This is a genomic window from Gordonia sp. DT101, from assembly GCF_049844895.1.
In the GTDB taxonomy this organism is placed as follows: Bacteria; Actinomycetota; Actinomycetes; order Mycobacteriales; family Mycobacteriaceae; genus Gordonia.
Genome location: NZ_JBNCLX010000002.1, coordinates 237640 through 264388, shown reverse-complemented (window position 1 = coordinate 264388; position 26749 = coordinate 237640). Strand labels below are relative to the sequence as shown.

The 26749-nt window shown below is 65.5% G+C and carries 25 protein-coding genes; 19 read left to right on the top strand and 6 right to left on the bottom strand.

Annotated elements, in window-relative coordinates; all coding sequences use genetic code 11:
- The first annotated feature begins 80 nt into the window (after positions 1–80).
- Positions 81–1295 (top strand): PucR family transcriptional regulator, encoded by a 1215-nt coding sequence (locus tag ACLQ3I_RS07735; protein ID WP_425801029.1) that lies wholly within the window; start codon positions 81–83, stop codon positions 1293–1295.
- Positions 1296–1403: 108 nt separating this feature from the next.
- On the opposite strand, the gene ACLQ3I_RS07730 is transcribed toward ACLQ3I_RS07735, so the two are convergent.
- Positions 1404–2792 (bottom strand): HNH endonuclease signature motif containing protein, encoded by a 1389-nt coding sequence (locus tag ACLQ3I_RS07730; RefSeq protein ID WP_425801901.1) that lies wholly within the window; start codon positions 2790–2792, stop codon positions 1404–1406.
- Between the two features lie 96 nt (positions 2793–2888).
- Positions 2889–3557, bottom strand: coding sequence for a nitroreductase/quinone reductase family protein (locus tag ACLQ3I_RS07725; protein WP_425801027.1), 669 nt, complete (start codon positions 3555–3557; stop codon positions 2889–2891).
- Between the two features lie 19 nt (positions 3558–3576).
- Here ACLQ3I_RS07725 and ACLQ3I_RS07720 point away from each other — a divergent pair, with 19 nt between their 5' ends.
- The 7 genes from ACLQ3I_RS07720 (at position 3577) to ACLQ3I_RS07690 (ending at position 9534) form a co-directional block, all read left to right on the top strand.
- Positions 3577–4143, top strand: a complete 567-nt coding sequence (locus ACLQ3I_RS07720) for a TetR/AcrR family transcriptional regulator (protein WP_425801025.1) — start codon at positions 3577–3579, stop codon at positions 4141–4143.
- 416 nt (positions 4144–4559) lie between these two features.
- Positions 4560–5444: an aldo/keto reductase gene (locus tag ACLQ3I_RS07715; protein ID WP_425801023.1), complete on the top strand. Its 885-nt coding sequence runs from the start codon at positions 4560–4562 to the stop codon at positions 5442–5444.
- 197 nt (positions 5445–5641) lie between these two features.
- Positions 5642–6472: an oxidoreductase gene (locus tag ACLQ3I_RS07710; RefSeq protein ID WP_425801021.1), complete on the top strand. Its 831-nt coding sequence runs from the start codon at positions 5642–5644 to the stop codon at positions 6470–6472.
- Positions 6469–7617, top strand: a complete 1149-nt coding sequence (locus ACLQ3I_RS07705; RefSeq protein WP_425801019.1) for a threonine synthase — start codon at positions 6469–6471, stop codon at positions 7615–7617. Before ACLQ3I_RS07710 ends, ACLQ3I_RS07705 begins: the two co-directional genes overlap by 4 nt.
- A gap of 72 nt (positions 7618–7689) precedes the next feature.
- The gene (locus ACLQ3I_RS07700; protein ID WP_425801017.1) at positions 7690–8076 is read left to right on the top strand and encodes a TA system antitoxin ParD family protein; all 387 of its coding nucleotides are present in this window, start codon (positions 7690–7692) and stop codon (positions 8074–8076) included.
- Positions 8073–8645 carry a zeta toxin family protein gene (locus ACLQ3I_RS07695; RefSeq protein ID WP_425801015.1) on the top strand — a complete coding sequence of 191 codons (573 nt, stop codon included), beginning with the start codon at positions 8073–8075 and terminating at the stop codon, positions 8643–8645. Before ACLQ3I_RS07700 ends, ACLQ3I_RS07695 begins: the two co-directional genes overlap by 4 nt.
- Before the next feature lie 46 nt (positions 8646–8691).
- Positions 8692–9534 (top strand): class I SAM-dependent methyltransferase, encoded by an 843-nt coding sequence (locus ACLQ3I_RS07690; protein ID WP_425801898.1) that lies wholly within the window; start codon positions 8692–8694, stop codon positions 9532–9534.
- A 36-nt stretch (positions 9535–9570) separates the two neighbouring features.
- Here ACLQ3I_RS07690 and ACLQ3I_RS07685 read toward each other — a convergent pair whose 3' ends face one another.
- Together ACLQ3I_RS07685 and ACLQ3I_RS07680 are read right to left on the bottom strand one after the other, a co-directional pair.
- The gene (locus ACLQ3I_RS07685) at positions 9571–10401 is read right to left on the bottom strand and encodes an SDR family NAD(P)-dependent oxidoreductase (RefSeq protein ID WP_425801013.1); all 831 of its coding nucleotides are present in this window, start codon (positions 10399–10401) and stop codon (positions 9571–9573) included.
- An 86-nt stretch (positions 10402–10487) separates the two neighbouring features.
- Positions 10488–10967, bottom strand: coding sequence for a MarR family winged helix-turn-helix transcriptional regulator (locus tag ACLQ3I_RS07680; RefSeq protein ID WP_425801011.1), 480 nt, complete (start codon positions 10965–10967; stop codon positions 10488–10490).
- Positions 10968–11069: 102 nt separating this feature from the next.
- On the opposite strand from ACLQ3I_RS07680, the gene ACLQ3I_RS07675 reads away from it, so the two are divergent.
- The 11 genes from ACLQ3I_RS07675 (at position 11070) to ACLQ3I_RS07625 (ending at position 24054) form a co-directional block, all read left to right on the top strand.
- The gene (locus ACLQ3I_RS07675; RefSeq protein WP_425801009.1) at positions 11070–13451 is read left to right on the top strand and encodes an MFS transporter; all 2382 of its coding nucleotides are present in this window, start codon (positions 11070–11072) and stop codon (positions 13449–13451) included.
- A gap of 96 nt (positions 13452–13547) precedes the next feature.
- Positions 13548–14186 carry a hypothetical protein gene (locus ACLQ3I_RS07670; RefSeq protein WP_425801007.1) on the top strand — a complete coding sequence of 213 codons (639 nt, stop codon included), beginning with the start codon at positions 13548–13550 and terminating at the stop codon, positions 14184–14186.
- Positions 14187–14434: 248 nt separating this feature from the next.
- Entirely contained in the window at positions 14435–15559 is a 1125-nt protein-coding gene (locus ACLQ3I_RS07665) for an FAD-dependent monooxygenase (RefSeq protein WP_425801005.1), read from the top strand.
- A complete protein-coding gene (locus ACLQ3I_RS07660; RefSeq protein ID WP_425801003.1) occupies positions 15556–16671 on the top strand; it encodes an amidohydrolase family protein in 1116 nt (371 codons plus the stop codon). Before ACLQ3I_RS07665 ends, ACLQ3I_RS07660 begins: the two co-directional genes overlap by 4 nt.
- 56 nt (positions 16672–16727) lie before the next feature.
- Positions 16728–17747 carry a VOC family protein gene (locus ACLQ3I_RS07655; protein WP_425801001.1) on the top strand — a complete coding sequence of 340 codons (1020 nt, stop codon included), beginning with the start codon at positions 16728–16730 and terminating at the stop codon, positions 17745–17747.
- Between the two features lie 25 nt (positions 17748–17772).
- Entirely contained in the window at positions 17773–18723 is a 951-nt protein-coding gene (locus ACLQ3I_RS07650; protein WP_267630541.1) for a fumarylacetoacetate hydrolase family protein, read from the top strand.
- Positions 18720–19712 carry a C-terminal binding protein gene (locus ACLQ3I_RS07645; protein ID WP_425800999.1) on the top strand — a complete coding sequence of 331 codons (993 nt, stop codon included), beginning with the start codon at positions 18720–18722 and terminating at the stop codon, positions 19710–19712. Before ACLQ3I_RS07650 ends, ACLQ3I_RS07645 begins: the two co-directional genes overlap by 4 nt.
- Entirely contained in the window at positions 19709–20695 is a 987-nt protein-coding gene (locus ACLQ3I_RS07640) for a phosphotransferase family protein (RefSeq protein ID WP_425800997.1), read from the top strand. The genes ACLQ3I_RS07645 and ACLQ3I_RS07640 overlap by 4 nt, the downstream gene beginning before the upstream one ends.
- Positions 20688–22001, top strand: a complete 1314-nt coding sequence (eno, locus tag ACLQ3I_RS07635; RefSeq protein WP_425800995.1) for a phosphopyruvate hydratase — start codon at positions 20688–20690, stop codon at positions 21999–22001. Before ACLQ3I_RS07640 ends, eno begins: the two co-directional genes overlap by 8 nt.
- 51 nt (positions 22002–22052) lie before the next feature.
- Positions 22053–23012 carry a fumarylacetoacetate hydrolase family protein gene (locus ACLQ3I_RS07630; RefSeq protein ID WP_267630545.1) on the top strand — a complete coding sequence of 320 codons (960 nt, stop codon included), beginning with the start codon at positions 22053–22055 and terminating at the stop codon, positions 23010–23012.
- Positions 23013–23055: 43 nt separating this feature from the next.
- On the top strand, positions 23056–24054 hold the full coding sequence (locus ACLQ3I_RS07625) for a cyclase family protein (RefSeq protein WP_425800992.1): 999 nt from the start codon (positions 23056–23058) through the stop codon (positions 24052–24054).
- 25 nt (positions 24055–24079) lie between these two features.
- Here ACLQ3I_RS07625 and ACLQ3I_RS07620 read toward each other — a convergent pair whose 3' ends face one another.
- A complete protein-coding gene (locus tag ACLQ3I_RS07620; RefSeq protein ID WP_267630547.1) occupies positions 24080–25024 on the bottom strand; it encodes a LysR family transcriptional regulator in 945 nt (314 codons plus the stop codon).
- Positions 25025–25415: 391 nt separating this feature from the next.
- Complete coding sequence (locus tag ACLQ3I_RS07615; RefSeq protein ID WP_425800990.1) at positions 25416–26690, bottom strand: alpha/beta hydrolase; 1275 nt, start codon at positions 26688–26690, stop codon at positions 25416–25418.
- Positions 26691–26749: the final 59 nt, after the last annotated feature.

The following is a 26749-nucleotide window of genomic DNA, read 5'->3' as shown; positions in this document are numbered from 1 at the left end:
ATTCCCCGCCTGGGTTTGTGTCCGGCGACAAATCCTCGGGCTGTGTCCGCCGCGGAGTCCAGATCACGCACAATGGACAGATGTCGGAGTCTGACGAATCGGCCGCCCTGATCCAGCGGTTGCGTTCGCGGTGGCCTGGGGTCGCAGCGGAGATGCTGGCTGACGGCCTGGAATCCTATGTTCCGGATGGACTTCCCGATGATCACTTCACCCACGATGTGCTGCCGGTGATGGAGATATACGGGTTGACGGTTCTCGACGCCATCGGTTCCGGCCGGGAGTTGTCGTACAACGAGATTCACGCCTTCACGGGCCCCGTCGCCGAGCGTCACGCGGAGGATCGTCTGCCGTTGCAACTCTTGCTGTCCGGAATTCACGGATCGGCAAATGTGCTGATTGCCAACGCAGCCGAACTCGCGACTCCGGACGAGGCGCTTCCGTTGGTGCAGGTGGTCAAGCGCCTTGTGGATGTGCTGTGCAACATCACGTTGTCGGTGGTATCCACGTACACCGAGGTCGAGCAGTCCCTCTATCACGCTGAGCGGGAGGCGCGTCGCGAGTTGTGTGCCGCGCTCGTCGACGGTCGGCCGGTGCAGGCATTGGCAGCTCGGGCCGACATCGCGGTCGCCGACGCCTACCTCGTCATCACCATCAACGTGCCTGGGCAGGCGGTCGATACGCCTGCAACGAACCTTCTCGCACGTCGTCGAACCAGGGTCCTACAGCGCGCTTTTGACGAGCTGACCTCCACCACAACGCCGTTCATGTTCGACGGCCTCTATGGGGTGGCATTGATCGCCGAGATCCCTGTTGCCGAGCAGGATCGAGCCCACGCCAGGTTCGATGAGCTGGCAGCCGCGCTGACGCAGCAGTTCGGGACGCCCGTCTTTCTGGGCGAGATGGCCGAGGTCGCGCCCGACGGCGTGCCGACCGCGGTGCGTGAGACCACAGGCCTCACCGAACTCGCGTGTGCCCTCGGTCGCGCACCGGGCGCCTACCGACTCGACGACCTCCTCATCGAGTATCAGGTGACGCGTCCGAGCCTGGCGCGCGACCGGCTTGCGCAGCGGATCGCGCCATTGCGCGACCACCCGCACCTTGTCGCAGCACTCCGCGCGCACCTGCAACACGGCGCCAACCGCAAGGCCGCGGCCGCGGAGGTGCACGTGCACCCGAACACCTTGTCGTATCGACTCAGAAGGATCCATGAGCTGACCGGCCATGACCCGACGGTTCCCTACGACTCCCGCGTCCTGGCGGCCGCACTCACGGTGGATAGAGTCTGCGATCGCTAGACCGCAAGCGAGATTCATTCGAACCTGTCCGACGGATCAGTGTCGATGCCGAACTGTCCGCGCTAGATGTCTACTGCAGAGCGGCTCCCACCGCGTTCCGCGGAACGCTCACGCCGCGATCGGTTCGGTGCGCTCTCTGGCTTTGAGCGCCCAGATCGCATAGAGGACTTCGGTGGTGTATCCGAGGTCGAGGCGGCCGCCGCCGACCGGCATGGTGGCGCCGACGGAAATGCGAGAGTCCGGGGTCCAGCCGGCGGGCGCCACGATGGTGGGCGCGCGTTCGATCACCGATCCACTCTGGCGGTGAAAGGTGAACTGTTGCCCGCCTTTCGCGGTGATGGTGAACTCGCCGCGATGCAATGCACGATGGTGGGTGCCGCACAACAAGATCAGATTGTCGGGATCGGTGGCGCCGCCGTCGGCCCACGACCGCACGTGATGGACGTGCAGGTGGCGGGTGCGTCCACAAGCCGGGTGCCGGCAGCACCGGTCACGCTGGGTCACGATCCGGATCAATGCGGCGGTCGGCGTCCGGCGTTTGTGACCCCACTTGAGTACGGCGCCGCGGCGGGTGGTGTGGACTTCGCGAACCGCCGCCCCGCAGCGCGCTTCGTCGACCTCCACGTCAAACAACGCGGGTCCGTCATCGAGATGATCATCGGCATGGTCGCCATCGTCGTCTGCGATGTCCTGGCCGTGGGTGTGGGTGTGCACGAGGATCTCCGCACCGGGCGCGGTTTCGGGGATGTCGACGGCGCCATGGAGGGTGTCGGCCATCGCGATCACCGCCGGGGCGATGTCGGCGGGCACATGGCGCCACAGATCTCGCTGCCGGCGTTTGACCTCCGCCGGCCCGAGGTCTTCGGCGTCGTCGGTCGCGGTCTCGTCGGGTTCGAGCGCGTTCCGCGGAACGTCGAGATCGTCTTCGGTACGGGTACGTTCGTACTCGGCTCGCACCGCACCCGCCAGAAACCTCGCACCATCGAGGGGGTTGAGCCGCATGTTCACCGACAGCGATCCGTCATCGTTCCAGCGCCACCGACCCGACGACGCGATCACACCGGATTCCTGTTCTTCGACACCGCGGTCGATGTGCCGCATCGACCGCACCAGCGCATCCACCTGTGCTGCGGTCGCACTCAGCGCCACGTTCAGCAATTCCTGCTCACGCTCCGGGGTGGCCACCCGCGTCAGTGCGCGCACCTTCGAATACGTGACCCGCCCGTCGGCGAACGACTGTGCGATCAGCGGGAGTTCGGTCAACGCGTGGGCAATCCGCAGATGGTCTTGCGCGGTCCGCAACGACAACCCCGTCCGCCACGACAACCAATGCGCACACGACATCACCCCCTCACCACTCCACGCGTGACGATTGTCGAACTCCACCAGCAACCCCAGAAACCGCGCCGTCAGCGCCGCCATCTGACCGGCATACCCGACCACCCGCTCGCGCAACTGACCATCCGACAACTCGCCGACCGGAGTCGTGTCAAAGATGTTGGGCGGCCGGGGCTCGGCCTCGGGCACAGACGAATCAATGGGAACGACAACGGTCACGACAACCCCCGACAGGTCGAGCTGAATCGAACTACCTCAACGATATCGGTGACCACCGACAACATCGGCGTTCCGCGGAACGCCGCGGACCCCTGACAGATCCAGATCGATCCGGACCGTCACCGGCGACACCCCGAGCGCCCGCACGTTCATGGCGTTCCACCAGCGGAGCGGTCGGAGACCGCAGAACTCGCGTTGTCGCGCGAACGGGTCATCGCCGACGAGTACCGTTGCCACACCCTCGATCCAGGTGAACCGGAGTCCGATCCGGATCCGCACACGGACGTCTGGGTTCGCACGGATGTTGACCACGTACCCGGCGCGAAGGCCGTGTTCGGCGACGAGCCAGAACGTGTCGCCCACCCTCCCGTTGCCCACCGGCACGATGCGGGGTCGGCCGGTCCGTCGGCCGGTCGTCTCGACCAGCGCAAAACCGAATGGAACGAATCCGATCCGAAACAGCGCCCGCACCAACGGGTTCACACACCACCGTTGGACAAGTATCACCGCCCGGCGCTTCGTCGCAGGCGCGGCGACCGTCACCATCACATTGGCCACCATCACGCCCGTGATGATCAACGGCTGGATCGGGGATGACGGCGCTGTCGGATCGGCAGCCCACATCGCCCAACTCAGGCCCGCCACGACCACCGCACCGGAACCGACCCATCTGACCACACCAGCCATACGTTCGTATGGTTCCATACATGTGTATGGTTGTCCAGTGGCCTCTCCCCGCACACGTACACCGTTGACCGAAGCCGACCTGGGCGATGCCGTGCTCGCGGTGGCAGCCGAGCACGGACTGGGCGCCGCGACCATCCGGAACGTGGCGACGCACCTCGGCGTGTCCATCGGCGCAGTGCAGCACCACTTTCCGACCAAGGACGCGCTCTACATCTCGGCCTTCACCGCGCTTGTCGATCGCGTATCCGAACGCATCGACACAGTCGGCCAGGACGCGGAGACGGCGTTGGAGGACATCCTCGTCGAACTTCTCCCGATCGATTCCCGACGCCAGGCAGAGGCTCGGGTGATGATCGAATTCTCGGCCCTCGCCACCAGATCGCCCGATCTGGCCGCGATCCAGGAACGAACGCTGGGCCGCATCCAGGCCGGGCTTCGCGATGCCTTGCGCGCTCGCGGCGTCGCCGCACCGGGCCTTCGCGCCGCCGCACTCCTCGCGATGGTCGATGGACTTGCGCTGCATTGGTCGAGCACGACCGGCACCTACCCTCGGCAGCCTCCGGAGTCGGTGTTACGGGACCACCTGACTCTCATCCTCGGCTGACCGGGTGGCCCTCGGTGTCGATCTGCTCCCGGCTCGCCGTCCACGAGGCGATCCCGGTTCATCGGCGTCGTCGTGCGGTGGTCCGTGACGGTCAGCCCTGCGGGTCGAGGCGAAACGTCTCCCCCGGTCCGTGCGGGGCGACGACCGTACCGACGATCTTCGGCCACGACCGCCGGCGAGCGCGCGTCGGAACCAACCGTTGTCCCGCCCGTATGCGGAGCGGATGAAGATGCGGTCGCCCGAGCACCCCCCCCCCCCCCCCAGATCGTGACGAACGGCCGCAGCGTGCCATCCGATCGACAAGAAGACACCTGCAACTCGTCGGAGTCGCTGATCCGGTTGGCGGTGGGAGGTACTCGCAATACTTGGTACGACGAACACTCCTTCAGAAACCGCCATCGGCGTAGCGTGAGGGCATGGCCATACCGCAGATCGAACTCAACAATGGAATCCACATCCCGGCTTTGGGTTTCGGGGTGTACCAGACACCACCCGACGAGACGGCGACCGCCGTGGAGACCGCGCTGTCCACCGGCTATCGCCATATCGACACCGCCGCAGCGTATCTCAACGAATCAGGAGTCGGCGAGGCGATTCGCCGGTCCGGCATCGACCGTTCCGAGCTGTTCATCGAGACCAAGATATGGATCACCGACTACGGCTACGACGCCACGCTGCACGCCTTCGACAAGGCCGCAGGCAAACTCGGCATCGAGCAGATCGACCTGCTCATCCTGCACCAGGCGCTACCCGGCGAATTCGACCTCACCATCGACGCCTACAAGGCGCTCGAACGCCTGCTGGCCGACGGCAAGGTGAAGGCCATCGGTGTCAGCAACTTCATGCCAGACCACCTCGCACGACTTCTCGACGCGACATCGGTGGTCCCGGCGGTCAATCAGATCGAGGTACACCCGTACTTCCGGCAGTCCGCCCTGCTCGATGCCGATGCCGAGCACGGCATCGTTTCCCAGGCATGGTCGCCGATCGGCGGGATCACCTTCTACCGGGACGGCTCCCACGGTTCCACGCTCGAGGACCCGACACTGCAGAAGATCGCTGCCACGCATGGGAAGACGACTGCTCAGGTGATGCTCCGCTGGCACATCCAGCAGGGCCGGCAGGTCATCCCGAAGTCGGTCACCCCGTCACGGATCGCGGAGAACTTCGACGTGTTCGACTTCGAGCTCACCGACGACGAGCTCGCCTCCATCGATGCACTCGACACCGGGATGCGTGGCGGTCCGGAGCCGGAGGTCATCACACGTGAGAAATTCGGCCTGACCATTCCCGAAGCGTAAGGACGGAACATGGACATCGATCAACGCAGACCCACCACCAAGAACCCGCCCGAACAGTTCACCGGCGACGTCTGGCTCGACCCGATCGCGAGCAGCCGAGGATGTTCGGTCCCTGGGGAAATGTGACAGGCTGTCGCGATGATGTGACTTCTCGCGATGAAGTTCTTGGAGACCGGATCGCACGAAAGGGGAACTCGATGACCACGTGGCTCATCACCGGTTGCTCGTCCGGCCTCGGGCGCGCACTTGCCGAATCCGTGCTCGAGCACGGCGACAACGCCGTCGTCACCGCACGCGACGTCTCGAAGGTTCAGGATCTTGTCGACCGCCATCCGGACACCGCCCTGGCGGTCGCCCTCGACGTCACGGACAGCTCGCAGGTCACTGCCGCTGTCAGCGCTGCAACCGAAGGTTTCGGTGGCGTCGACGTCCTCGTCAACAACGCGGGCTACGGCTATCGCGCTGCCGTGGAGGAGGGTGAGGACGGGCCGGTCCAACAACTGTTCGACACACATGTGTTCGGGACGGCGCGGACGATCAAAGCCGTGCTGCCCGGGATGCGGGCCCGCCGCGCCGGCACCATCATCAACATCTCCTCGATCGGCGCCCGGATGTCCCCGGCGGGCTCGGGATACTACTCGGCGGTGAAGGCAGCTATCGAGGCGTTGACGCTGTCGCTGCGCAGAGAGGTTTCTCCGCTGGGTATTCGAACGATCGTCGTCGAACCCGGGGCTTTCCGAACCGATTTCGCCGGTCGATCACTGACCCAGTCGGCCGACGCCATTGCCGACTACGCCGACACCGCAGGCAAACGGCGAATCGAGAACGACACCGTCCACGGCACCCAACCGGGCGACCCGGCCAAGGCGGCCGCCGCTCTCATCACAGTTGCCGAATCTGCCGATCCGCCGTACTTCCTGGCGCTCGGCAGCGACGCCGCGGCAGCCGTCCGTAGCTCTCTCGACGCATTGGCCGTCGACATCGAGAAGTGGGATGAGCTCACCCGGAGTACGGATTTCGCGGAGTGACGAACCCAGCATTCGCCGACGTCATGTTGGTGGAGCGTTCGGGCACAACGCATCCGCTCACCGATGGCCGATGGCGCGGCGACGACGGCGCACCGCTGATGGTGAGCTCGATCAGCGGACTGACTCCGAACGAGATCGACGCCGCCGAGCGATCATTGTGGCGTTACGGCGGAGTCCTCCCGGTCGACCGGAATGTCCGGGTCAGTCTCGGCGAGGGATGGACACCGCTCGTCTCCCTGCCGTGGGGACGCGGGGACATCCGGTTCAAGCTCGAATGGTTCAATCCCACCTCGAGTTTCAAGGATCGCGGGGTGTCCGTGATGATGTCGCACCTGCGCAGCCAGGGGGTGTCGCGCGTCCTCGAGGACAGCTCGGGCAACGGCGGGTCGGCCGTCGCCTGCTATGCCGCCGCCGCCGGCATCCACGCCAAGATCATCGTCCCCGCGGCGACCTCGCCGGCAAAGATACTGCAGGCACGCGCCTTTGGCGCGGAGATCGAACTCGTGCCCGGAACTCGCGACGAGGTGTCAGACGAGGCCATCAGGCAATCCGCGACGATCCCGTACGCGAGCCACAACTGGCATCCCTTCTTTCTGCAGGGCACCAAGACCATCGCCTATGAGATGTGGGAGCAACTCGGCTTCACCGCACCCGACAACGTGGTACTGGTCGCCGGCGCCGGCAGCAACATCCTCGGCTGCGACATCGCCTTCCGCGAGCTTCTCGGGGCCGGGCAGATCGACCGACTCCCGCGACTCCTCGTCGGACAGCCCGAGCACTGGGCGACCATCGCCGACGGGGTCAACGGCATCGACCCGGAAAGCCGTGGGCGCCGGGTGCCCACGATTGCCGAGGGTGCATCGATCGCGCGTCCGGTTCGACTCGCCGAAACAGTTGCAGCGGTGGTCGACTCCGGCGGTTCGGCCGTTGCGGTGTCCGACGACGAGATCCGTGCGGCCGTGGCGGCCCTGACCGCACGGGGCCTCTACGCGGAACCGACGAGCGCAGTCGCGGCCGCGGCGCTCGACCACTTCCTGGCCGACGGAACCATCGGAGGCGATGACACGACGGTCGTCATCCTGACCGGCACGGGGCTGAAGTCCGCCGACTCGATGGCGGCCATCGTCGGGAGAACGCCTGACTGACCTCCCTGTAGCAACCTGCTACACTGGGTTTCACCCTGCTACAGCTCGTACCGTGCCACAGATGGGCTTGCCATGACCAGAGCCGCGGACAAGGTCACCCGCGTCGACGCCGACCTCGTCGACAGCGCGATCGCCGAAGGCCGTCGTCAGCAGCGGACCGGCCGCCAACAACTCGAGTATTGGGCGCGCGTCGGCCGAGCACTCACCACCCACGAGTCCGCATCAGTGCGGCGCGTGCAGGACGCACTGACAGGCACGGTTCCGACCACCGACCTCACACCTGACGAAGGGCGCGCGTTCAACGCCCAGGTCCGGGCCCTGGTGAGCGAGAGTCTGGCAGCGGCCGACTACCGACACGAGCTCACCGAACGAGGTGTCACGACCGTCTCACTCGACGAGGACGGCCGCATCGTCGAATACCGACCGGACGGAACGACCCACGTGCTCGACGTCGAGTGAGACGCCTCGATCTGGTCATCGGCCCGAACGGCTCGGGCAAATCGACGTTCGTCGAGTACACCCTCGGCCCGCTGCTGCCGGGGAGCGTATTTGTCAACGCGGACTCGATCGCACGGCAGCGCTGGCCGGCCGAGGCCGAGGCACGCTCGTATGATGCGGCAAGAATCGCCGCGGACACCCGCGACCGCCTGATCGCCGAGGGTCGCTCATTCATCGCCGAGACGGTCTTTTCGCACGAATCGAAACTCGACCTGATCGACCGCGCGCATGACGCCGGGTACTTCGTCGTGCTCCACGTCTTGATCGTGCCCGAATCCATCGCGGTGCTGCGGGTCCGCCACCGTCAGGTGTCGGGCGGACATTCTGTGCCCGAGAACAAGATCCGCGCCCGCTTCCATCGACTGTGGCCACTCGCGGTCGAGGCGGTCCATCGTGCCGACGAATCGACCGTCTACAACAGCGCACTCGGCCCGGCCCCCACCATCGTCGCGGAGTTCACCGCGGGAGTGCTGGTCGGCGCCACCAGGTGGCCCGAGTGGGCACCGCCCGAACTCCGAAGGGACGGTTGAGGTCTTTGTCGACAACAGAAGGGAGATCACCATCGTGACCGAACAGATCGAGGAGCCGGAGAGCACGGCCGAGCGTGTAGCCCTGTGGCGTGCGATGCATGTCCAGGTGGATCCACCGCCGCACGTGCTGTCCGACGAGATCGGCTTACAACTCGTTGCCCCCGAAGATGATTGGCGCCAGCGGCCGGATATGAATCCGGAGGGAACCAGTGGATTCCGCGCGGCCATCGTGGACCGGGCCCGATTCATCGAGGACCTGGTGATCGAGCAGGAGGCGCGCGGTGTGAGCCAATACGTCATCCTGGGCGCCGGTCTGGACACCTTCGCCCAGCGCAGGCCGGACATCGCCGCGCGACTGCAGATCTTCGAAGTCGATCAACCGGGACCCCAGATGTGGAAACGCAGGCGCCTGGTCGAACTCGGATATGGGATACCCGACTGGTTGCACCTTGTCCCAGTCGATTTCGAAGACGGTGAGAGCTGGTGGGCGAAGCTGTCGGGCGCCGGATTCGATCCGGCCCGACCCGCGGTCGTGGTCTCCACGGGTGTCTCCCACTACCTGACCAGGGAGGCAACCGCCGCGACCCTTCGGCAGGTCGCACGGCTCGCGCCCGGATCAACGCTGGCGATGACCTACCTGCTGCCCACCGAGTTGATCGACGACGCCGACCGCTCCGGTCTCGAGACCAGCGAGGAGGGCGCCAAGGCCTCCGGGACACCGTTCGTCAGCTTCTACACGCCTTCAGAAATCGAAACGCTTGCCCGCACAGCTGGTCTCACGAACATTCGGCATGTGACAGGCACGTCGCTCGGTGAACGATATTTCGCCGGTAGGACCGACAGTCCTCGCCCGTCGAGCGGCGAGGACCTGCTGGTGGCCACGATCTGACGGGGCCATGGTCGATCCAGTTCGGAGGCGCGGCGCCTAGGCGATCCCGACCAGCCGCTCCGACGCCTGCCACAGCCCGTCGATGAGTTCCTGCTTGTGCGCCTGCGAGTTCTGGGGCCCGTTCGCCTTGTGGCGGCTGAAGTACACGCCGTTGATCGCGGGATCGGTGCCACGGTTCGCCAGCGCTATCAGGGGTTCGGCACCCTTCTCGGGCGTGATGGTGGCGACCTTCTTCAGCGGCGTGCGATACAGCAGGCCGACGAAGAACGAATCCCTGCCGAAGCTCGACGCCACCGGACCGGGATGCACTGCGGCGGAGATGATTCCGTCACCATTCCAACGGTCGGCGATACCTCGGGTGAACAAGATGTTCTCCAACTTGCTCGTTCCGTAGCAACGCAATTCCAGCGCACGCCGACGCTCGAAGTCGAGGTCGTCGAGGTCGACCTTGCCGGCGAGGTTGCCGATGCTCGCGGTGTTCACCACCAGCGCACCACCGTCGGCAGAGAGCTTGTCGCGCAGCAGGTTGGTCAGCAGGAAGCCACCGAGGTGGTTGATCTGGAAGTTCGGTTCGTGGCCGTCCGCGGTCCGCTTCTTCGGGTCGAAGGTGCCGCCGGCATTGTTGAGCAGCACGTCGATCGTGCCGACCCGTTCCCGGATCTCGTCGGCAAGACGTCGGACGTCGTCGAGCTTCGCGAAGTCCGCAACGAATGCGGTGGCACCGGTCTCGTCGGCCACTGCCTTGGTCTTCTCGGCCGAACGACCCACTACGACGAGGTCGACGCCGGGTCCGGCGAGTTCCCGCGCAGCGACTGCGCCGATCCCGTCACTCGCGCCGGTGATCACGATGGTCCGTTGGTTTGCCACGAAGTTCAGTCCTTCTATCGGTTGCGGTCGACCTATCTGTTGCCATCGACCTGTCGACCATACGTTGCGTCACCGTCTCCGGTGTCTCACCGAGCGGCGTGCTCCTGGTGATGCTGACGAGCGATGGTCCGGTCATAGGCGTCGTTGAAGGACCGCAACTCGTGGAGCAGCGCATCGGGCGCACCCGGTGTGAGATCGGAGAACACTCGCACCAGTCGTTCGGCGCGCAGCATGCCGTCATGCTCGAACGCCTCGATACCCAGAGCGGTCGGACGGATCAGTCGACTCAGCTGCCCTGACACCTCGAACCTCTCCAGGTAGCCATGTTTGATGGCCGCGTTCACCTGTCGATTCACCGTCGACTGTTCGAGGTCGAGCTCCTCGCCGAGTTCACGCAGGGTGCGGGCCCGGCCATCGGACAACGTCCAGAGAATGCCGAAAGCCGAGGTCTCCAGGCGCGCTCCGGGAAAGACATTGGTGCGCCGCCTGCTCATCCGCAGCAGCTCTTCCGCCAGGTCACGGTAGACCGGTGACTCCCAGAACGAAATGTCGCCGGCATCGGGCATACCCAGGTCCTCCCCACCTCCGATTTCAACGGAGAACATACTCTCGGTTTGGCATGTGCACCATACATATGTAGGGTACATATCTCGAAGGAGGGTGCCCTTATGACCACTACGCCAACCGGCAATGCGACGGCCACGAGCGACGCCGTGCCCGTGGACAGTGAACTGACCGACGACAAGCACACCGGTGCCGCCATCGCGGTGGTCATCGTGCTGTGTTTCGGCGGCCTGGTCGCGTCACTCATGCAGACGCTGATCGTCCCGATCCAGCCGGAACTCCCGACTCTGCTGAACACGTCGATCTCGAACGCATCGTGGGTCGTCACCGCCACGCTGTTGGCCGCTGCCATCGCGATGCCGATCTCCGGCCGCCTCGGCGACATGTTCGGCAAGAAGCGCATCATCTTGGCCAGCACCATCCTGCTGATCGCCGGCTCGCTGGTGTGTGCACTGAGTTCCGAGCTCATCCCGATGATCGTCGGACGCGCCGTCCAGGGTCTCGCGATGGGCTTCATCCCGCTCGGTATCAGCCTCATGCGCGAGGTGACACCACCGCGACTGACGTCGATGGCGGTCTCCGCGATGAGCGCGACCATGGGCGTGGGCGGGGCGATCGGGCTGCCGCTGGCCGCGTGGGTGGCGCAGCAATGGGATTGGCACGCCCTGTTCTGGGTGTCGACCGGACTCGCCGTCATCGTCGCCGCACTCGTCACGTTGCTGGTCCCCCACGTCGAGGACGGCACCGCAGGCGGACGCTTCGACATCGTCGGCGCCGTCGGTCTGGCCATCGGCCTGTCCGGTGTGTTGATCGCCGTCTCGAAGGGCAACGACTGGGGCTGGAGCTCGGGCACCACCCTCGGCATGATGTTCGGCGGGATCGCCGTGCTGCTCGTCTGGGGCATGTTCGAGCTGCGTCACTCCGAGCCGCTGGTCGATCTGCGGACCACGGCGCGTCCCGCGGTGCTGCTGACCAACATCGGGGCGATCGCCATCGGGTTCGGAATGATGGCGCAGATGATCGTCGTGCCTCAGCTGCTCGAGATCCCCGAGGCGATGGGCGGTCTCGGACAGACCCTGCTGGCCGCTGGCCTGTGGATGGCACCGGGCGGTCTGATGATGCTGGTGTTCGCACCCGTCTCGGCCACTCTCATCAACAACATCGGCGCCAAATTCACCCTCGCGATCGGCGCGACCGTCCTCGGCCTGGGCTACCTCGTGGCGTCCATGCTGATGGATGCCCCATGGCAGCTGGCAGTCGCGGCGGTGATCTGCTCGGCGGGTGTCGGCATCGGCTATGCCGCCATGCCGACCCTCATCATGGGCGCGGTGCCGATGTCCGAGGCCGGTGCGGCGGTCGGTCTCAACGGCCTGATGCGGTCCGTCGGCACCACCAGTGCATCGGCCGTCATGGCGCTGGTGCTGACCAGCTCCACCGTGGCCTACGGGCCGGCCGAGGTGCCGAGCCACGCGGCGTTCAAGTGGTGCTTCGTGATCGGCGCGATCGCCGCCTTCGTGGGCGTCGCGATCACCTTGTTCATCCCGATCAAGCATCGTCGCGCCGGTGCCCCTGCGGCCGCCGACGAGACCCCGCCCGTCGACCACGAGGACGCCGTCTCGGTGGAGACACCCGAGCCGGCTGACGAAGCGCCCACCAGCGGCGCCCGTCATCGACTCGACTCCGCGGGTGAGGTCGGATCACGAGATGACCGCCCGCGCATCGCCGGCCGCATCACCACCGCCGACGGCACGCCCCTGGGCGCCGCCGCGATCACCGTCACCGACACTCGCGGCCACCAGGCGGGCAGCACCGCGGTGCACGCAGACGGCACCTACGCCGCGCACGACATCGCCGACGGCACATACACCGTCATCGCCACGGCACCGGGGCGCTCCCCCAAGGCCATGACGGTCTCGGTCGTCGGCGATGCGGTGTTCCGCCGCGACTTCACCCTGGCAGGCGGCTCCGTGCTGCGCGGGCGAGTCCGTGACGTCGCGCGCCCACTCGCCGCCAACCTGATCGTGACCGACCAATCCGGTGCCGTTGTGACGCAGGCGCACGCCGATTCCGACGGGTACTTCACGATCGCGGGCCTGTCCGCGGGCGACACCGTGGCGGTCACCGCATCGGCACCCGGCTATCAGCCGGCCAGCCAACTGGTGACAGTGGACTCCGCGGGCCGGACCACCGACGCCGTCGACATCCTTCTGGTTGCCACCAGCGGTATGCAGGGTTCGGTACGCACCACCGACGGCTCGCCGCTCGAGGGTGCGACCGTGTCGGCGATCGGTCCCGATCAGACGATCGTCGCCTCGGTGACCACCGACTCCGACGGCCGCTACCGCATCGAAGGCCTCACCGAAGGGCTGTTCACCGTGGTGGCGAGCATGTACGAGCCGGCCGCAGTCCAGGTCAATGTGGTTGGCGGTCAACGCAACACCGCCGATATCGGATTGGGATTCGGCAAAGACCCGGCGGTGCCGTGATCGGGTAGCCCCAACTCGCGACCCACGTCGGCCCACCCGGGAAGCCTCGGGTGGGCCGACGCGTTTGCATGTAAGTACTCGCATCCCCAGAGAAAGGTGGACAAGCAGTGGGGGCATGTGGTGCTTGATCCGCGGTTCGTGCTCCTCGGCGCCGCGTTCTCGATGGTCGGGAGCATCAGTTACGCCATCCTCACTGTGCGCGGCCGCGTTCGACCGAACAGGGTGTCGTGGTTTCTGTGGGGCGCCGCGCCGATGATCGCCTTCTTCGCCCAGCTCCACGACGGCGTGGGCCTGCCCGCCATCTCGACACTCGCGATCGGTCTCGGGCCCTTCGTCATTCTTGCGGCGTCATTCGTCAATCGTTCGAGCTATTGGCAGATCACAGCTTTCGACCTGTCCTGCGGTGCGGTCTCGGTGCTCGCCCTGGTCCTGTGGCTGACCTTCGACAACCCGTTGCTGGCGGTTCTCGCCGCTCTCGCCGCCGACGCGATCGGCGGAATCCCGACGATCGTGAAAGCCTGGCGCCGTCCCGACACCGAACGTTCCACGGTCTACGTCGGCACGGCGCTCAACGGCACCATCACCCTGCTCAGCCTTCAGACCTGGACCCTCGCCGAAGCAGCGTTCCCGCTGTACCTCGTGCTCCTGGGAGTGGGGTTGGCGACGACGGTCAAGATGCGAACCACATCAGACCGGCGCCCCGACCACCCGGCGGCATTCACCTCCACACCATAAGCACACCTCGCACCATGTAACGGTCGCGACGAATCCGCTGCTCTGCGCGAACCGTTCCGATGTGAGTTGGCATCGATGGCACCGATACCAACCATTTGTGAGACAGGGTTCCCGTTTACGCGTGCGCCGGAGACAGTGGTGGCACAGCTCACATGGCTGGGGCCGAGCCGTCGCGACATCGCCGATGAAGCACTTCCCGGTCCCGAGACGGCCGAATGGTCAGGGCGATTGGAGAAGGGATGTCATCGATGGTTCCCGTGGACAAGGTCGGGATTGTTGGCGCCGGTGCGGCAGGTCTGACGTTGGCGGTGTTCCTGGCTGATGCCGGGATCGAGGTGGAGGTTCTGGAGAAGGGCGCCGGCTTCACGACGCTGGGATCGGGCATTACTCTGCAGGGCAACGCGCTACGGGTACTTCGGGACATCGGTGTGTGGCCCGAGATGCTGAAGAAGGGGTACCCATCGGACTCGATGGCCATCCGCGCTCCTGATCCGGACGCCACCGTCGTGGTCGAACTGGACGATGTCCGAACGGGCGGTGAGGACCTGCCGGCGTCGTTGGGTATGTACAGGCCCGACCTCACCGAGATCGTGCGAGCACGCGCGGAACGAGCAGGTGCACAGGTGACCTACAGCACCGAGGTCACGGGGGTGGAACAGTCGGATGACGGTGTCACGGTGACCTTCTCCGACGGTGGACAGCGGGTGTTCGACCTCTTGGTCGGCGCAGATGGGATCAACTCGACCGTCCGTCGGCTGATCGGTATCAATGTCACTCCGGCGGGGACGGGAGCAGGTGCCTGGCGGGCGATCGTGCCGCGACCGGCCGAGATCACCCGCAGCGAATTGATCTACGGTGGGCCGCGTTATATCGCCGGCTACTGCCCCATCAGTACTGGCTGGATGTACGCATACATCGTCGAGCCGGCTCAGGACCGGGATGTCGTCACCGACTGGCCTGAACTCGCTCGTCTGGCCGCGCAATACGGCGGTCCTTGGCAGGGGATCGCCGGGGCGATCACCGAGGACACCGCGGTGCATTACACGCAGTTCACGACGCATCTGGTCGAAGGCGACTGGCACCGGGGACGGGTCGTGCTGATCGGCGATGCCGCCCACAACTGTCCGCCGACCATCGCGCAGGGCGCGGCCATGGCGATCGAGGATGCTGCGGTCCTGGCCGCCGAGGTGGTCAAGGCGCACGGGTTCGATCACGAGGTGATGGATCGGTTCCACGAACGCCGGGTACCCCGCGCGAGCTTGATCGTGAGGTCGTCTGTGCAGCTGGTTTCGTGGCTGGTCGACGAAGTTCCGAATCCCGATGTACCAGGCGTCATGCACGAGGTGGCCCAGACCGTCAAGGAGCCGGCGTGACTACACCGATCATCGATGTCCACGCTCATGTGCTACTACCTGAAGTGGAAGCGCTTGTCGACCAGCTGGACTCCGAAGGACTCAGCGCCGCAAAAGATCTTGAAGTGCGCCGCAACGGCGCCGAGTCAATGGCGGCCTCCGGGAAGATGATCCAGTCCCGCTGGCCGCTGCTGACCGATCTGACCAGCCGATTGGCTGCGATGGACGGCGCCGGAGTCGATATCCAAGTGGTGTCACCCTCACCGTCACACTACTACCCGTTCCTCGCCGCCAGACCCGCCGAAGAGATCACGCGCCGCATCAACCGATCTGTCCGTGGCCTCGTGGTCGAGGCACCGAATCGACTGCGGGGCCTGGGTGTGGCACCGTTGCAACATCCCGAACTGATGGCGCCGATGCTCAGGCATGCGGTTGATGAATGTGGTCTGCGCGGCGTCGAAATCGGATCGTTCGGAGCTGCGCCCGACGGCGGGCAGGCAGGCACCGTCGAGTTATCTGATCGGCGCCTAGACGAATTCTGGTCCACTGCTGAGTCGTTGCAGGCCATCGTGTTCGTGCATCCGTTCGGATGCTCGCTGGACGAACGCCTCGACCGCTTCTATCTGGCCAACACGGTGTCCCAACCGGCCGAGAATGCCGTGGCATTGTCTCACCTGATCTTCGCGGGAGTCCTGGATCGATACCCCGATCTCACGATCGTCGCTGCGCACGGTGGCGGCTACCTGCCGACTGCCATCGGCCGCTCCGACCGGGCATGGGCGGTGCGTCCGGAGGCACGGACCTGCGCGCGCCCGCCGTCGCAGTATCTGTCCCAGCTGTGGTTCGACTCGCTGACCCATGACGGTGGTCAATTGCGGGAACTGATTAGAGTAGCCGGCAGCGACAGGATCGTCCTGGGGTCCGACTTCCCCTTCGACATGGGTACGGCGACACCGGTGGAGGATCTGCTCGCATCCGGCTTGACCGACCAGAGAACCATCGAAAATGTGCTGCGCGACAACGCGAATCGGCTCCTCGCCGTGACCAGCGACGCCTCGGGCATCGGCCCGATCGATACCACTCATGGGCGTGACGCCCTTCCGTATTGTCGCGGGCCATTTCAGACTGACTAGCAATTGTCACAACCTCTTTCCCCGACGACCACATCGCTACACCGAGAGGCACTGCCGTGCATAAGTATCTGTCCAACCTGATCCACCTCGAGATCACCAGCCAGGACGTCGATGCGTCTGCGGCCTTCTACGTCGACAAGTTCGGGATGCGTGAGTTCGCGCGCACCGAGGGCCGGGTATATCTGCGGTGCTGGGGTGATTATCAGTCCTACAGTGTGGTGATCGTTCCCGGAATCGAGCCTGCGTTGCACCGCATGGCCTGGCGCACCACGAGTCCCGAGGCGCTCGACGCAGCGGCACAGCGTATCGAGGACGCGGGTATCACCGGGACGTGGTCTGAGGGCGGCTTCGGGTATGGGCGCGCTTACGAGTTCACCGGCCCTTACGGCCATCCGATGCGCCTGGTGTACGAGGTGGACTCCTATTCGGCGGACCCCGATCACGCGTCGATCTATCCGGACCGTCCGGAGAAGCGGTCGGCACACGCCGGCGCACCGAGGTTCCTCGACCATGTCACCATCGCCGCGTCCGATGTGCGTGGATTCTGTGAGTGGCACTCAGAGGTGCTCGGTTACCGAACGATGGGCTACACCGAACTCGACGATGCGCCGATCACCGTCTTCGGGGTGCTCACCACCAACGAAAAGTCTCACGATCTCGGTGTCGTTCTCGACACCTCGTCTCGCGGCGGGCGGATCAACCACATCGCGTTCTGGGTCGACACCTACGAAGAACTCGTCATCTGTGCCGAGGTTCTGCTCGAGCGAGGCACCGCAATGGAATACGGGCCGTCTGTGCACGGTATCGGCGAGCAGAACTTTCTCTACTTCCGTGAGCCGAGCGCGATGCGCGTGGAGCTGAACTCGGGTGGCTACCGTAACTATGTGCCCGACTGGGAACCGCGGATCTGGAAGCCCGCAGACGGTTCGAACAACATCTTCCGCAACAGCTCGATGCCGTTCTCGATGACCGAATCCTTCCCTGCGGCTGAGGGATTCACCGCGACCGAGGAGGGCGTCTCCGATGAGATGAAGGCAGAGCTGCTCAACCCGTACGCCGAGCACGGGCGCGGGTGAACAACCTCACTGACGAGAGAGACTCATGAAGATCGCACGCAGACAGACCGACGGCGGTCCGCGATGTGCAGTCCTAGACGAGCAGAACCTGCTGGTGGACCTGCTGGTCGAGGACTCACTCAGCGAGTTGTTGGCCACCGAGGACGAGCACCGGATACACGAGGTCGCCGAAGAGGCCTTGCGTCGTCGGCGAAGTGTAACCGACCCGGCCGGTGCGGCGTTGCTGGCCCCGCTGCAGCCGCCGACCTTCCGCGATTTCTCCACCTTCCCCGAGCACACGGCGGGGATCGCCAAACTCCTCGACCCCGATGCCACGGTGCCTGAGGCCTTCTGGCAGATCCCGACGTTCTACTTCTCCAATCCGTATGCGATCACCGGTCCCGACGACAGGATCGCGATCTCACCAGGGGCACACGACTTCGACTTCGAGCTCGAAGTCGGCGCCGTCGTCGGCCGCAGCGGCCGTGACCTCAGCGTCGAGGAGGCCGCCGCCCACATCGCCGGGTATGTGGTGATCAACGATTTCTCCGCGCGCGACACCCAGTTCCAGGAGATGCAACTGCATCTCGGGCCGGCAAAGGGTAAGGACTCGGCCACTGCCCTGGGCCGGTTCTTCGTCACTGCCGATGAACTCGAACCCCACGCGTGTGGCCCGTCATTCGACCTGACGATGCAGGTGTTGGTCAATGGCACCACCATCGGTACCGACAACCTGTCGAACATGGCCTGGTCATTCCCGGCATTGGCCGCCTACGCATCCCGTGGCACCTGGATCCGTCCCGGCGACCTCCTCGGTTCGGGCACCTGCCAGGGTGGGTGTCTGGCCGAATTGTGGGGACGTCATGGCCGCGACGCTTACCCCGCGCTGCGGCCCGGGGACGTCGTGTCCACCACCGTCGACGTGCTCGGCGGCTCCACCAACACTATCGCCGAAGCGACTGCGGTACAGCCGATCACCGCCTGGGAGCGTCGATGAGCCTACGCATCCTGATCACTGACCACCCGGGCGCCACGATCGACGTCGAGCGGGACGTGCTGTCGGCGATCGACGCCGAGATCGTGGTTGCGCCCGCCACCGATCCGGCCACATTGGCGACGCTCGCGGGCGATGTCGACGCGATCATCACCTGCTTCGCGCAGGTCACCGCTGACGTCCTCGAGGCCGCAGTCCGTTGTCGCACGGTCGCCCGCACCGGCGTCGGTGTCGACAACATCGACGTCAAGCGGGCCACCGAACTGGGGATGGTGGTCAGCAACGTGCCCGAGTACTGCACCGACGAAGTCGCCGATCACACCCTGATGTTGGTCCTGGCGCTGGCACGCCGTCTGCCTCCGCTGGTCGCCGACACCGCATCGGGCGGATGGAACCGCAATCTCACCGCCGTCCCGACTCGACTCCGCGGCAAGACTCTGGCGTTACTCGGTACCGGCGCCATCGGGCGGGCAGTGACGTCTCGGGCCCAGGCCATCGGGCTCGAGGTCGTCACCGTCGAGCGTGGGCGCCCGGTGCCCGCAGGGGTGCGGACGGTTCCCACGGTGATCGAGTTGCTCCGCACCGCTGACGTGGTGTCCCTACACCTCCCGTTGACTGCAGAGACCGCAGGCATCATTGATCGGGAGGCCCTCACTGCGATGAAACCCACCGCCGTGCTGGTGAACACGGCGCGTGGGGCACTTATCGACACCGATGCGCTGACCGAAGCCCTGGCCGCCGGCCAGATAGCCGGCGCGGCTTTGGATGTCACCGAGCCCGAACCGCTGCCTGCCGGGCATCCACTGCGTGCCCTCCCCACTGCGATCCTCACCCCGCACATCGCGTTCAGTTCCGACGGGTCGCTGGCCGACTTGTCCCGCAAGGCCGCAACGAACGTCCTCGACGCATTGTCTGGGCGCGTCCCCGCCTCGGTCGTCAACCCGGAGATCCAACCCGACAGCGAACGACGAACACAAGCCGGAGAACGATGAACGCAGTCTCGATCACAGACACTGTTGTCACACACCTCGTCGAACGCGGACTGATCAGCGACGACACCGATGTGACGATCTCGGCGCTGACCGGCGGAGTGTCCAACGAAGTCCTGGCAGTGACCGGCCCCGGCGTTGATCTCGTGGTCAAACGCGCGCTGGGGCAACTCCGCACCAGCGAGCTCTGGGAGGCCGACACCGCTCGGCTGCTCACCGAGGGCCGAGCACTGCGTGCCGCCAGGGCGATCCATCCGAAGTCGGCCCCCGCCGTCGTCGACCTGACGCCGCAATTTCTGGTCATCGAACGCGCACCAATACAGTGGAAAACGTGGAAGGAAGCGCTGCTCGACGGCGTGATCGATGTGGGTGTGGCGGCCAGACTGGGCGAGTTCCTCGCCACCTTGCAACGAGACAGTGCCTCCGGAGCCATTCCCACCACGGACTTCAGCAGCCGGCTTGCGTTCGAGCAGCTGCGCGTCGATCCCTTCCACCGTCAGATTGCCGAGCGGCACCCCGACCTGCGACCGGTGATCGACCAGACGATCGATGTCATGGCGTCGTCAAAGTCCTGTCTCGTCCACGGTGACTACACCCCCAAGAACATCATGGTCGGTGAGTCGCCCGACGACGTCTGGGTAATCGATTGGGAAGTAGCCCATGTTGGCGACCCGACCTTCGATCCAGCCTGGATCATCGGGCACCTACTCCTCAAGAGTGTGCATCGACCGGACATGGCACGCGCCTACCGCAACGCCGCCGCCACCTTTGTGGACAGTCATTCCGGCGTCGACGACGCACCGAACCTGGACCACGACCAACTCATCCGTCAGCTCGGGTGCCTGCTGTTGGCCCGTGTCGACGGACGCAGTCCCGTCGAATATCTGTCCCGGCCGGCACAGCACGTCGTTCGACAGCTCGGCCGCGAGGTGCTGCAGACTCCGCCGGACACCATTCTCGACATCTGGAAGGCTTTACATGACTGACACCGCCATCGACACAGCTTTCGCCTGGGAAGCACTCGATTCCCGAGGTAAACCCACCGTCGCGTGTGAGATCACCCTGCGGGATGGCTCGACCGGCCAGGTCACCGTCCCATCTGGCGCATCCACCGGGCGTCACGAGGCCCGTGAATTGCGCGACGGTGGCCTGCGCTACGACGGCAACGGGGTCCGTGATGCCGTGGGCAACGTGAACACCGTTCTCGCCGAGTCGGTCCGCGGCATCGATTCGCTCGACCAGCCTCAGGTCGACGCCGCTCTTCGCGCGGCCGACGGCAGCGATGACCTCGGCCGACTCGGCGCCAACGCGGTCCTCGCAGTGTCCATCGGGACCGCGATCGCCGCCGCTGCTGCCCAGCACCTTCCGCTCTATCGCACGGTGGATGACACCGGGCGCGCCCCATTGCTTCCACTCCCGATGGTCAACATCCTCTCCGGTGGCGCGCACGCCGGACGATCTATCGACATTCAGGACTTCCTGGTAGTGCCCATGTCGGCGACCAGCTTCTCCGATGCCATCGAGATCTGCAGCCGGGTGCGCCGCGGCGCCACCCAGGTGCTCGCCGAGCGCGATCTGCCGGTCGCGCTGGTCGCAGACGAGGGTGGTCTCGGACCGATTCTCCCGTCCAACCGATCGGCGCTCGATGTCATGGTGGCCGCCATCGAGCGCGCAGGACTCACCCCTGGCGCTGATGCGGCCATCGCGATCGATGTCGCCGCCACCCAGTTCCACACTGCCGGAGACTATGTCCTCGCCGCCGAGAACGGCCGCCGCCTCACCTCCACGGAGCTGATCGACGAGCTCGTCGCCTGGTCCGGCGACTATCCGATCGTCTCATTGGAAGATGCGCTGGCCGAAGATGACTGGGACGGTTGGGCCTTGGCCACGGCTCGACTGGGCGGTGTGCAGCTCCTCGGCGATGACCTGTTCGTCACCAACGAGCGCCGGCTACGACGTGGTGTCGCCGACGGTGTCGCCAACGCCGTATTGGTCAAACCCAATCAGATCGGCACGCTCACCGACGCACGTTCGGTGGTGGCGATCGCTCACGCCGCGGGCTACCGGACCGTACTGTCGGCGCGGTCGGGCGAGACCGAGGACAGCTGGCTGGCGGACCTCGCCATCGGGTGGCGCACCGGGCAGATCAAAGTCGGCTCCACCATGCGATCAGAACGCACCGCCAAGTGGAACCGATTGTTACGTCTCGAAGCCGAACTCGGTGATTCAGCCGAGTACGCCGGAGCTGCCGCCATCACTACGGCACCCCACCCCGTCGTGTCGGCCCTCTGAGGCCGCGGACAGCGCCTCGACCACAATCCACCGAAAGAGGAGTCAGCACACATGACACGTTGGATCGACCACTATGGTTTAGGTACGTTCAGCGACCACGACCACACCTTTGCCGGAGTGGTCGCGCATGACTTGGTGCTCGAGATACCAGCGAACGCGCTCACCGACGGACCTGCCACCGTGCTCGGTGTCCTCGACAACTGGGCCGAGGCCCGAACGCAATTGCCCGGCCTCGCACAGTCCGCACTCTCCGGCGGTGCGCCCCTTGCCGAACTGTGTGTGCGGCCGCCAGTTCAGCCGCGGCAGATCTTTCAGGCGGGCGCCAACTATCGCAGCCACGTAGCGGAGATCATCGTCTCCGGCAAAGCCGGAGACGACAATCGCACCGACGAGCAGCTACGTGCGGCCGCCGAGAAAATGCTCGATGAGCGAGCCGCCACCGGCAGCGCATTTCTGTTCGCGGGGCTGCCGTCGGCGATGTGTGGCGCCGACGACGAGGTGATCCTGATCGCGGACTCCACCCAGACCGATTGGGAAGCCGAACTCACCGTCGTCATCGGCAGCGTCACCGACAACGTCGCCCCCGACGATGCCCTCAGCCACGTTGCGGGCTACACGATCGCCAACGACATCAGCGCCCGAGATCTCCAGTTCCCGGCCGAGCACCGGCCGCTGGGCGGGGACTGGCTACGTGCCAAGAACCGGCCCACCTTCCTGCCGGTCGGACCGTTCATCGTCCCCGCAGACGTCGTCGGCGACTACCGCGATCTCGAGCTCACGCTCGACCTGAACGGCAAACGAATGCAACAAGACAAGGCCGCCAACATGATCTTCGACGTGCCCGCCCTCGTCGCGCAGGCATCCCAGATCACGCCGCTGCAGCCCGGCGACCTGATCCTGACCGGAAGCCCTGCCGGCAACGGCGGCAAGTGGCAGCGCTGGCTCCGGCCCGGCGATGTCCTCGAGACGCAGATCTCCGGACTGTCCTCGCTCCGCAACACATGCCGATGACCTCTGGCCTGAAAACCGCACGTCGCAGAAGGAGTCAGCCGAAATGACCTCACACATCTCGTCTATCGACCCCGCCGAGCTCGATCGCGGAGATCCCGAAGCCGCGATCGCTGCCGCCGCGCGACGCTGCTCCAACTGGGGACGGTGGGGACCCGATGACGTTCACGGCACCCTCAATCACATCGGGGACGCCGACCGTGCCCGAGCCGCAGCACTGGTGCGCACTGGTCAAACGCTGAGCTTGTCATTGCGATTCGATATGGACGGCCCGCAAAGCGGATGGCGACGCCGGACCAACCCGATCCACACCATGCTCGACACCGGCTCCGACGCCGAAGCCGGCCGTCAGGGTTTCCCCCACGGCATCGGCGGCGCAGACGACGTCGTCACGATGCCGCTGCAATGTTCCACCCAGTGGGATGGTTTGGGGCACATCTTCGATCATGGTCGCGCCTGGAACGATCGCCCGGCGGGCGAGGTCGTCACCTCCGATGGCGACCGCGTGACCGGTATCGAGACGGCAGCAGACCGGATCATCGGCCGCGGCGTCCTCCTCGACGTCGGCCGACAGTTCGGGACCGACGGTGAACTCCCCGACGGGTTCGCCATCACCACCCAGCACCTGGACCAGACCATCGAAGCGCAGGGCTCGACCGCGACCGTAGGCCGAGGCGACCTTGTCTGTATCCGAACGGGACAGCTGACCCGGGTCCTACGTGACGGATGGGGCACCTACGCGGGAGGTCCGGCACCGGGACTCTCGTTCACCACCGCTGATTGGCTGCGCCACACCGACATCGCGGCCATCGCCACAGATACCTGGGGATTCGAGGTGCGTCCCAACGAGTTCGACGACGCTTTCCAACCACTGCATCAGGTCGCCATCCCACACATCGGGCTCTACCTGGGAGAGATGTGGAACCTCGACGCGCTCGCCGACGCGTGCGCCACCGACCGGCGCTACGACTTCCTTCTCACCGCCGCACCGATCCCCGTCACCGGCGCGGTCGGTGCACCCGTCAACCCGATCGCCATGCGCTGAACATCCAACCGCCCGTCGACCGAGTCTAGGTGGTGATGCGGACAGGATGAGTGAGCAGATCGTCGGTGGTGTCAATTTCGCGGCAGACCCGTTGGATCACCGAGCGGAACCACACGTTGGCCGGGTCGGTCGCTTGCATCGGATGCCAGTACATCGATTCGACGACCGGTATCTCGAGATCCGGGTCGAGCTGGACAGTCGTGATGGCCACATCCTGATGAATCCGTCGGATCAACATGCGTGGAACAAGTGCCACCAGGTCGGTTCCCTCGACGAGCATCGGTGACGCCTGCCATCCAGCCACCCGCGCCGCTACTCGTGGCGTGATCCCCAACTCGGCGAAGAAGCGCATCGGCGGGGTCTGGACACCCGGTCCGAACTCGCCCATCACATGCGGCGCCGCAGCGAGATCATCAACGGAGATCCGTTTCTGCTTCAGAAGAGGGTTTGCGGAGTCCATCACCGCGACGAACTCGTCACGGAACAGCTGTCGCGACACACCCCCGAAGCTCTGACCCACGGGTCCGATCAGCACATCGATGTGATTGAAGGCTTCCAGATCGGGCCGGATCCGGGAGGACGGCATGATGTCGACGCTGACCCGAGCGCCCGCCTCGGCTATCAGATTGCGCAACGGACGCATCACCACGGCCGTCGCATAGTCCGACGCCGCCAACACGAATGTGCGTTCGCTCAGGGCCGGGTCGAACTGCGCATTCAGTCTCATGGCGCCCTGCGCTCGTTCCATGGCGTCATTCACCAGTGGCGCCAGGGTCTCCGCGAACGCGGTCAGTTCGTAGCCGCGGCCGACGCGCACGAGGAGCTCATCGTTGAAGTGCCGACGAAGGCGGCCCAGGTTGTTGCTCATCGCCGATTGACTCAGATGCACTCGTTCGGCCGCTCGCGACACGTTACGCAGCTCCAGCAAGGCCTGCAGATGAGGGATCAGGTTGAGATCGACTTCATTCACGATTGCTGCCCCCGTTTTCACGTTCGAGCGCCTCTCGACGTCAACATATCCTGCCCGAGGCGCGCCAAGGCGCCGCACCAGGGATTTCTGTCTCGCCAGTGTGTCGAGGCGGTCGGGCTCGGTTTCGACAGCGCTGCCGACCTCCTCGACCACACCGATGTACTCATGCCCCATCACCTGGTGGTCGGCCGGCTCAACGCCGCGGTAGGGCCCGACCTCTCCATGGAACCGAATATCCGGGCCGTCTGGCAGGGTCAGATTTTCCCCCGCGACCTACCAAGCGCCACCTCGACGATGTCTTCCTCCGGGACAACTGCCGGAATCTGCGATTCGCCGGCCTGCCGACTTGGGGCCTTCACTTCGTTACTCCGGTTTTGCGACGTGACCCCGATCAGCTCCTGCGGGGGTGCGGAAGGTCGACGACTTCGCCTGCGGCGGTGACCAATCGATGTTCGTTATCGGCGGGCTTGCCGAGTGCCCGGTCGTGCAGCCAGTCGATCGTCAGCCCGCGCCAGCTCGGGCCCAGCGCGGTTGCCGGGCTGTCGGTCATGGAGTGGCGGGCACCGGCGTATCTGGTGATCGAAGAGTGTGCGGGACAGATTCGGGCTAATTCGTCGACCCAGCCAGTGGGCGATAATTCATCGGCCGTGCCCCCGATGATTTGCCACGGAACGTTCATCTCCCTGATCAGCGGGCGCAAATCGTAACCGCCGACCATGTCGTCGAATGCGGCCTCGTCATCGTAGAGCCCGGCCATCCACATATGCCGGGCCTTGAAGGTCGGCGAGGCCTGCTCGAACAAGGTGCGGAGACCGGGTTCAAAGGCAGGCAGAGCAACCGAACAGCCACGGAACACCGGCGAGGTCGCCGCGACCTGGGTCATCCAGTGCGATCCGAAACTGGTGCCGGCACAGACCAATCGGTCGTCGTCGACCTCGGGGCGCGCACGCAGCCAATCGACCAGCACCCGGCCTGCGTCGATCCAGGCGGTAGGGGTGACGTGGACACCCCGGATCGCCGTCTCCCCCTGGCCGGGTCCGTCGACCGCGAGCACCGCGAATCCTCGTGCCAGCCACGGGTCCGCGGCACGGGATACGACGATCTCGCGCGGGGCATCCATGCCGCCACAGGCCAGCACGGTAGGGAACGGCCCGTCGACACCGGCCGGGCGGTGAAACCAGGCCGCGAGCGCGCCGGCGCCGAAAGGGATGTCGACGCGCTCGACATGGTGATCCGAATGTGCGCCCCAGGCAAGATAGGCGACATTCTTGTGGTCGTCGAGCTCACGAACCAGCGCCTCGTCGGTCCATACCGGCCAGCAGGCCAGCGACCACAGTTGGGCCGCGGCGTACCAGTGCACCGCGGCCGTCTGCGGATGCCCGGCATCCTCGGCCTCCCGTGCAAACCGCTCACGGCGTCGCGCTACCCCGGTGACGACCGGGACGTGATCGTCGAGCTTGCGCACCGCGCCACGGATGACGGCCATATCCGCCGGCGCGAGTTCATCGCCGACCGGGCCCAGATGGTAGGCCAGACGTGGCTGATCGAATTCGATGGTCTGCGCTCGGATCGTCTCGTCGACCAGCCAGCGCTGCTCACGAAACCGCCGCGGGCCACTGTGCACGCCGGGCATGGCGCCGCCGGTTACCGGTGTCCGGCCGGTCATGCCCGCACTCCGAACTGCTCGATATGACAGCGCGCCGACGTGGCGATGTTCGGGGTGGC

Coding starts and splice junctions, on each gene's coding strand:
- ACLQ3I_RS07735 (WP_425801029.1), top strand. CDS start 81: ATGTCGGAGTCTGACGAATCGGCCGCCCTGATCCAGCGGTTGCGTTCG.
- ACLQ3I_RS07725 (WP_425801027.1), bottom strand. CDS start 3,557: ATGGAACCATACGAACGTATGGCTGGTGTGGTCAGATGGGTCGGTTCC.
- ACLQ3I_RS07715 (WP_425801023.1), top strand. CDS start 4,560: ATGGCCATACCGCAGATCGAACTCAACAATGGAATCCACATCCCGGCT.
- ACLQ3I_RS07710 (WP_425801021.1), top strand. CDS start 5,642: ATGACCACGTGGCTCATCACCGGTTGCTCGTCCGGCCTCGGGCGCGCA.
- ACLQ3I_RS07700 (WP_425801017.1), top strand. CDS start 7,690: ATGACCAGAGCCGCGGACAAGGTCACCCGCGTCGACGCCGACCTCGTC.
- ACLQ3I_RS07680 (WP_425801011.1), bottom strand. CDS start 10,967: ATGCCCGATGCCGGCGACATTTCGTTCTGGGAGTCACCGGTCTACCGT.
- ACLQ3I_RS07675 (WP_425801009.1), top strand. CDS start 11,070: ATGACCACTACGCCAACCGGCAATGCGACGGCCACGAGCGACGCCGTG.
- ACLQ3I_RS07665 (WP_425801005.1), top strand. CDS start 14,435: ATGGTTCCCGTGGACAAGGTCGGGATTGTTGGCGCCGGTGCGGCAGGT.
- ACLQ3I_RS07650 (WP_267630541.1), top strand. CDS start 17,773: ATGAAGATCGCACGCAGACAGACCGACGGCGGTCCGCGATGTGCAGTC.
- ACLQ3I_RS07645 (WP_425800999.1), top strand. CDS start 18,720: ATGAGCCTACGCATCCTGATCACTGACCACCCGGGCGCCACGATCGAC.
- ACLQ3I_RS07640 (WP_425800997.1), top strand. CDS start 19,709: ATGAACGCAGTCTCGATCACAGACACTGTTGTCACACACCTCGTCGAA.
- eno (WP_425800995.1), top strand. CDS start 20,688: ATGACTGACACCGCCATCGACACAGCTTTCGCCTGGGAAGCACTCGAT.
- ACLQ3I_RS07630 (WP_267630545.1), top strand. CDS start 22,053: ATGACACGTTGGATCGACCACTATGGTTTAGGTACGTTCAGCGACCAC.
- ACLQ3I_RS07625 (WP_425800992.1), top strand. CDS start 23,056: ATGACCTCACACATCTCGTCTATCGACCCCGCCGAGCTCGATCGCGGA.
- ACLQ3I_RS07615 (WP_425800990.1), bottom strand. CDS start 26,690: ATGACCGGCCGGACACCGGTAACCGGCGGCGCCATGCCCGGCGTGCAC.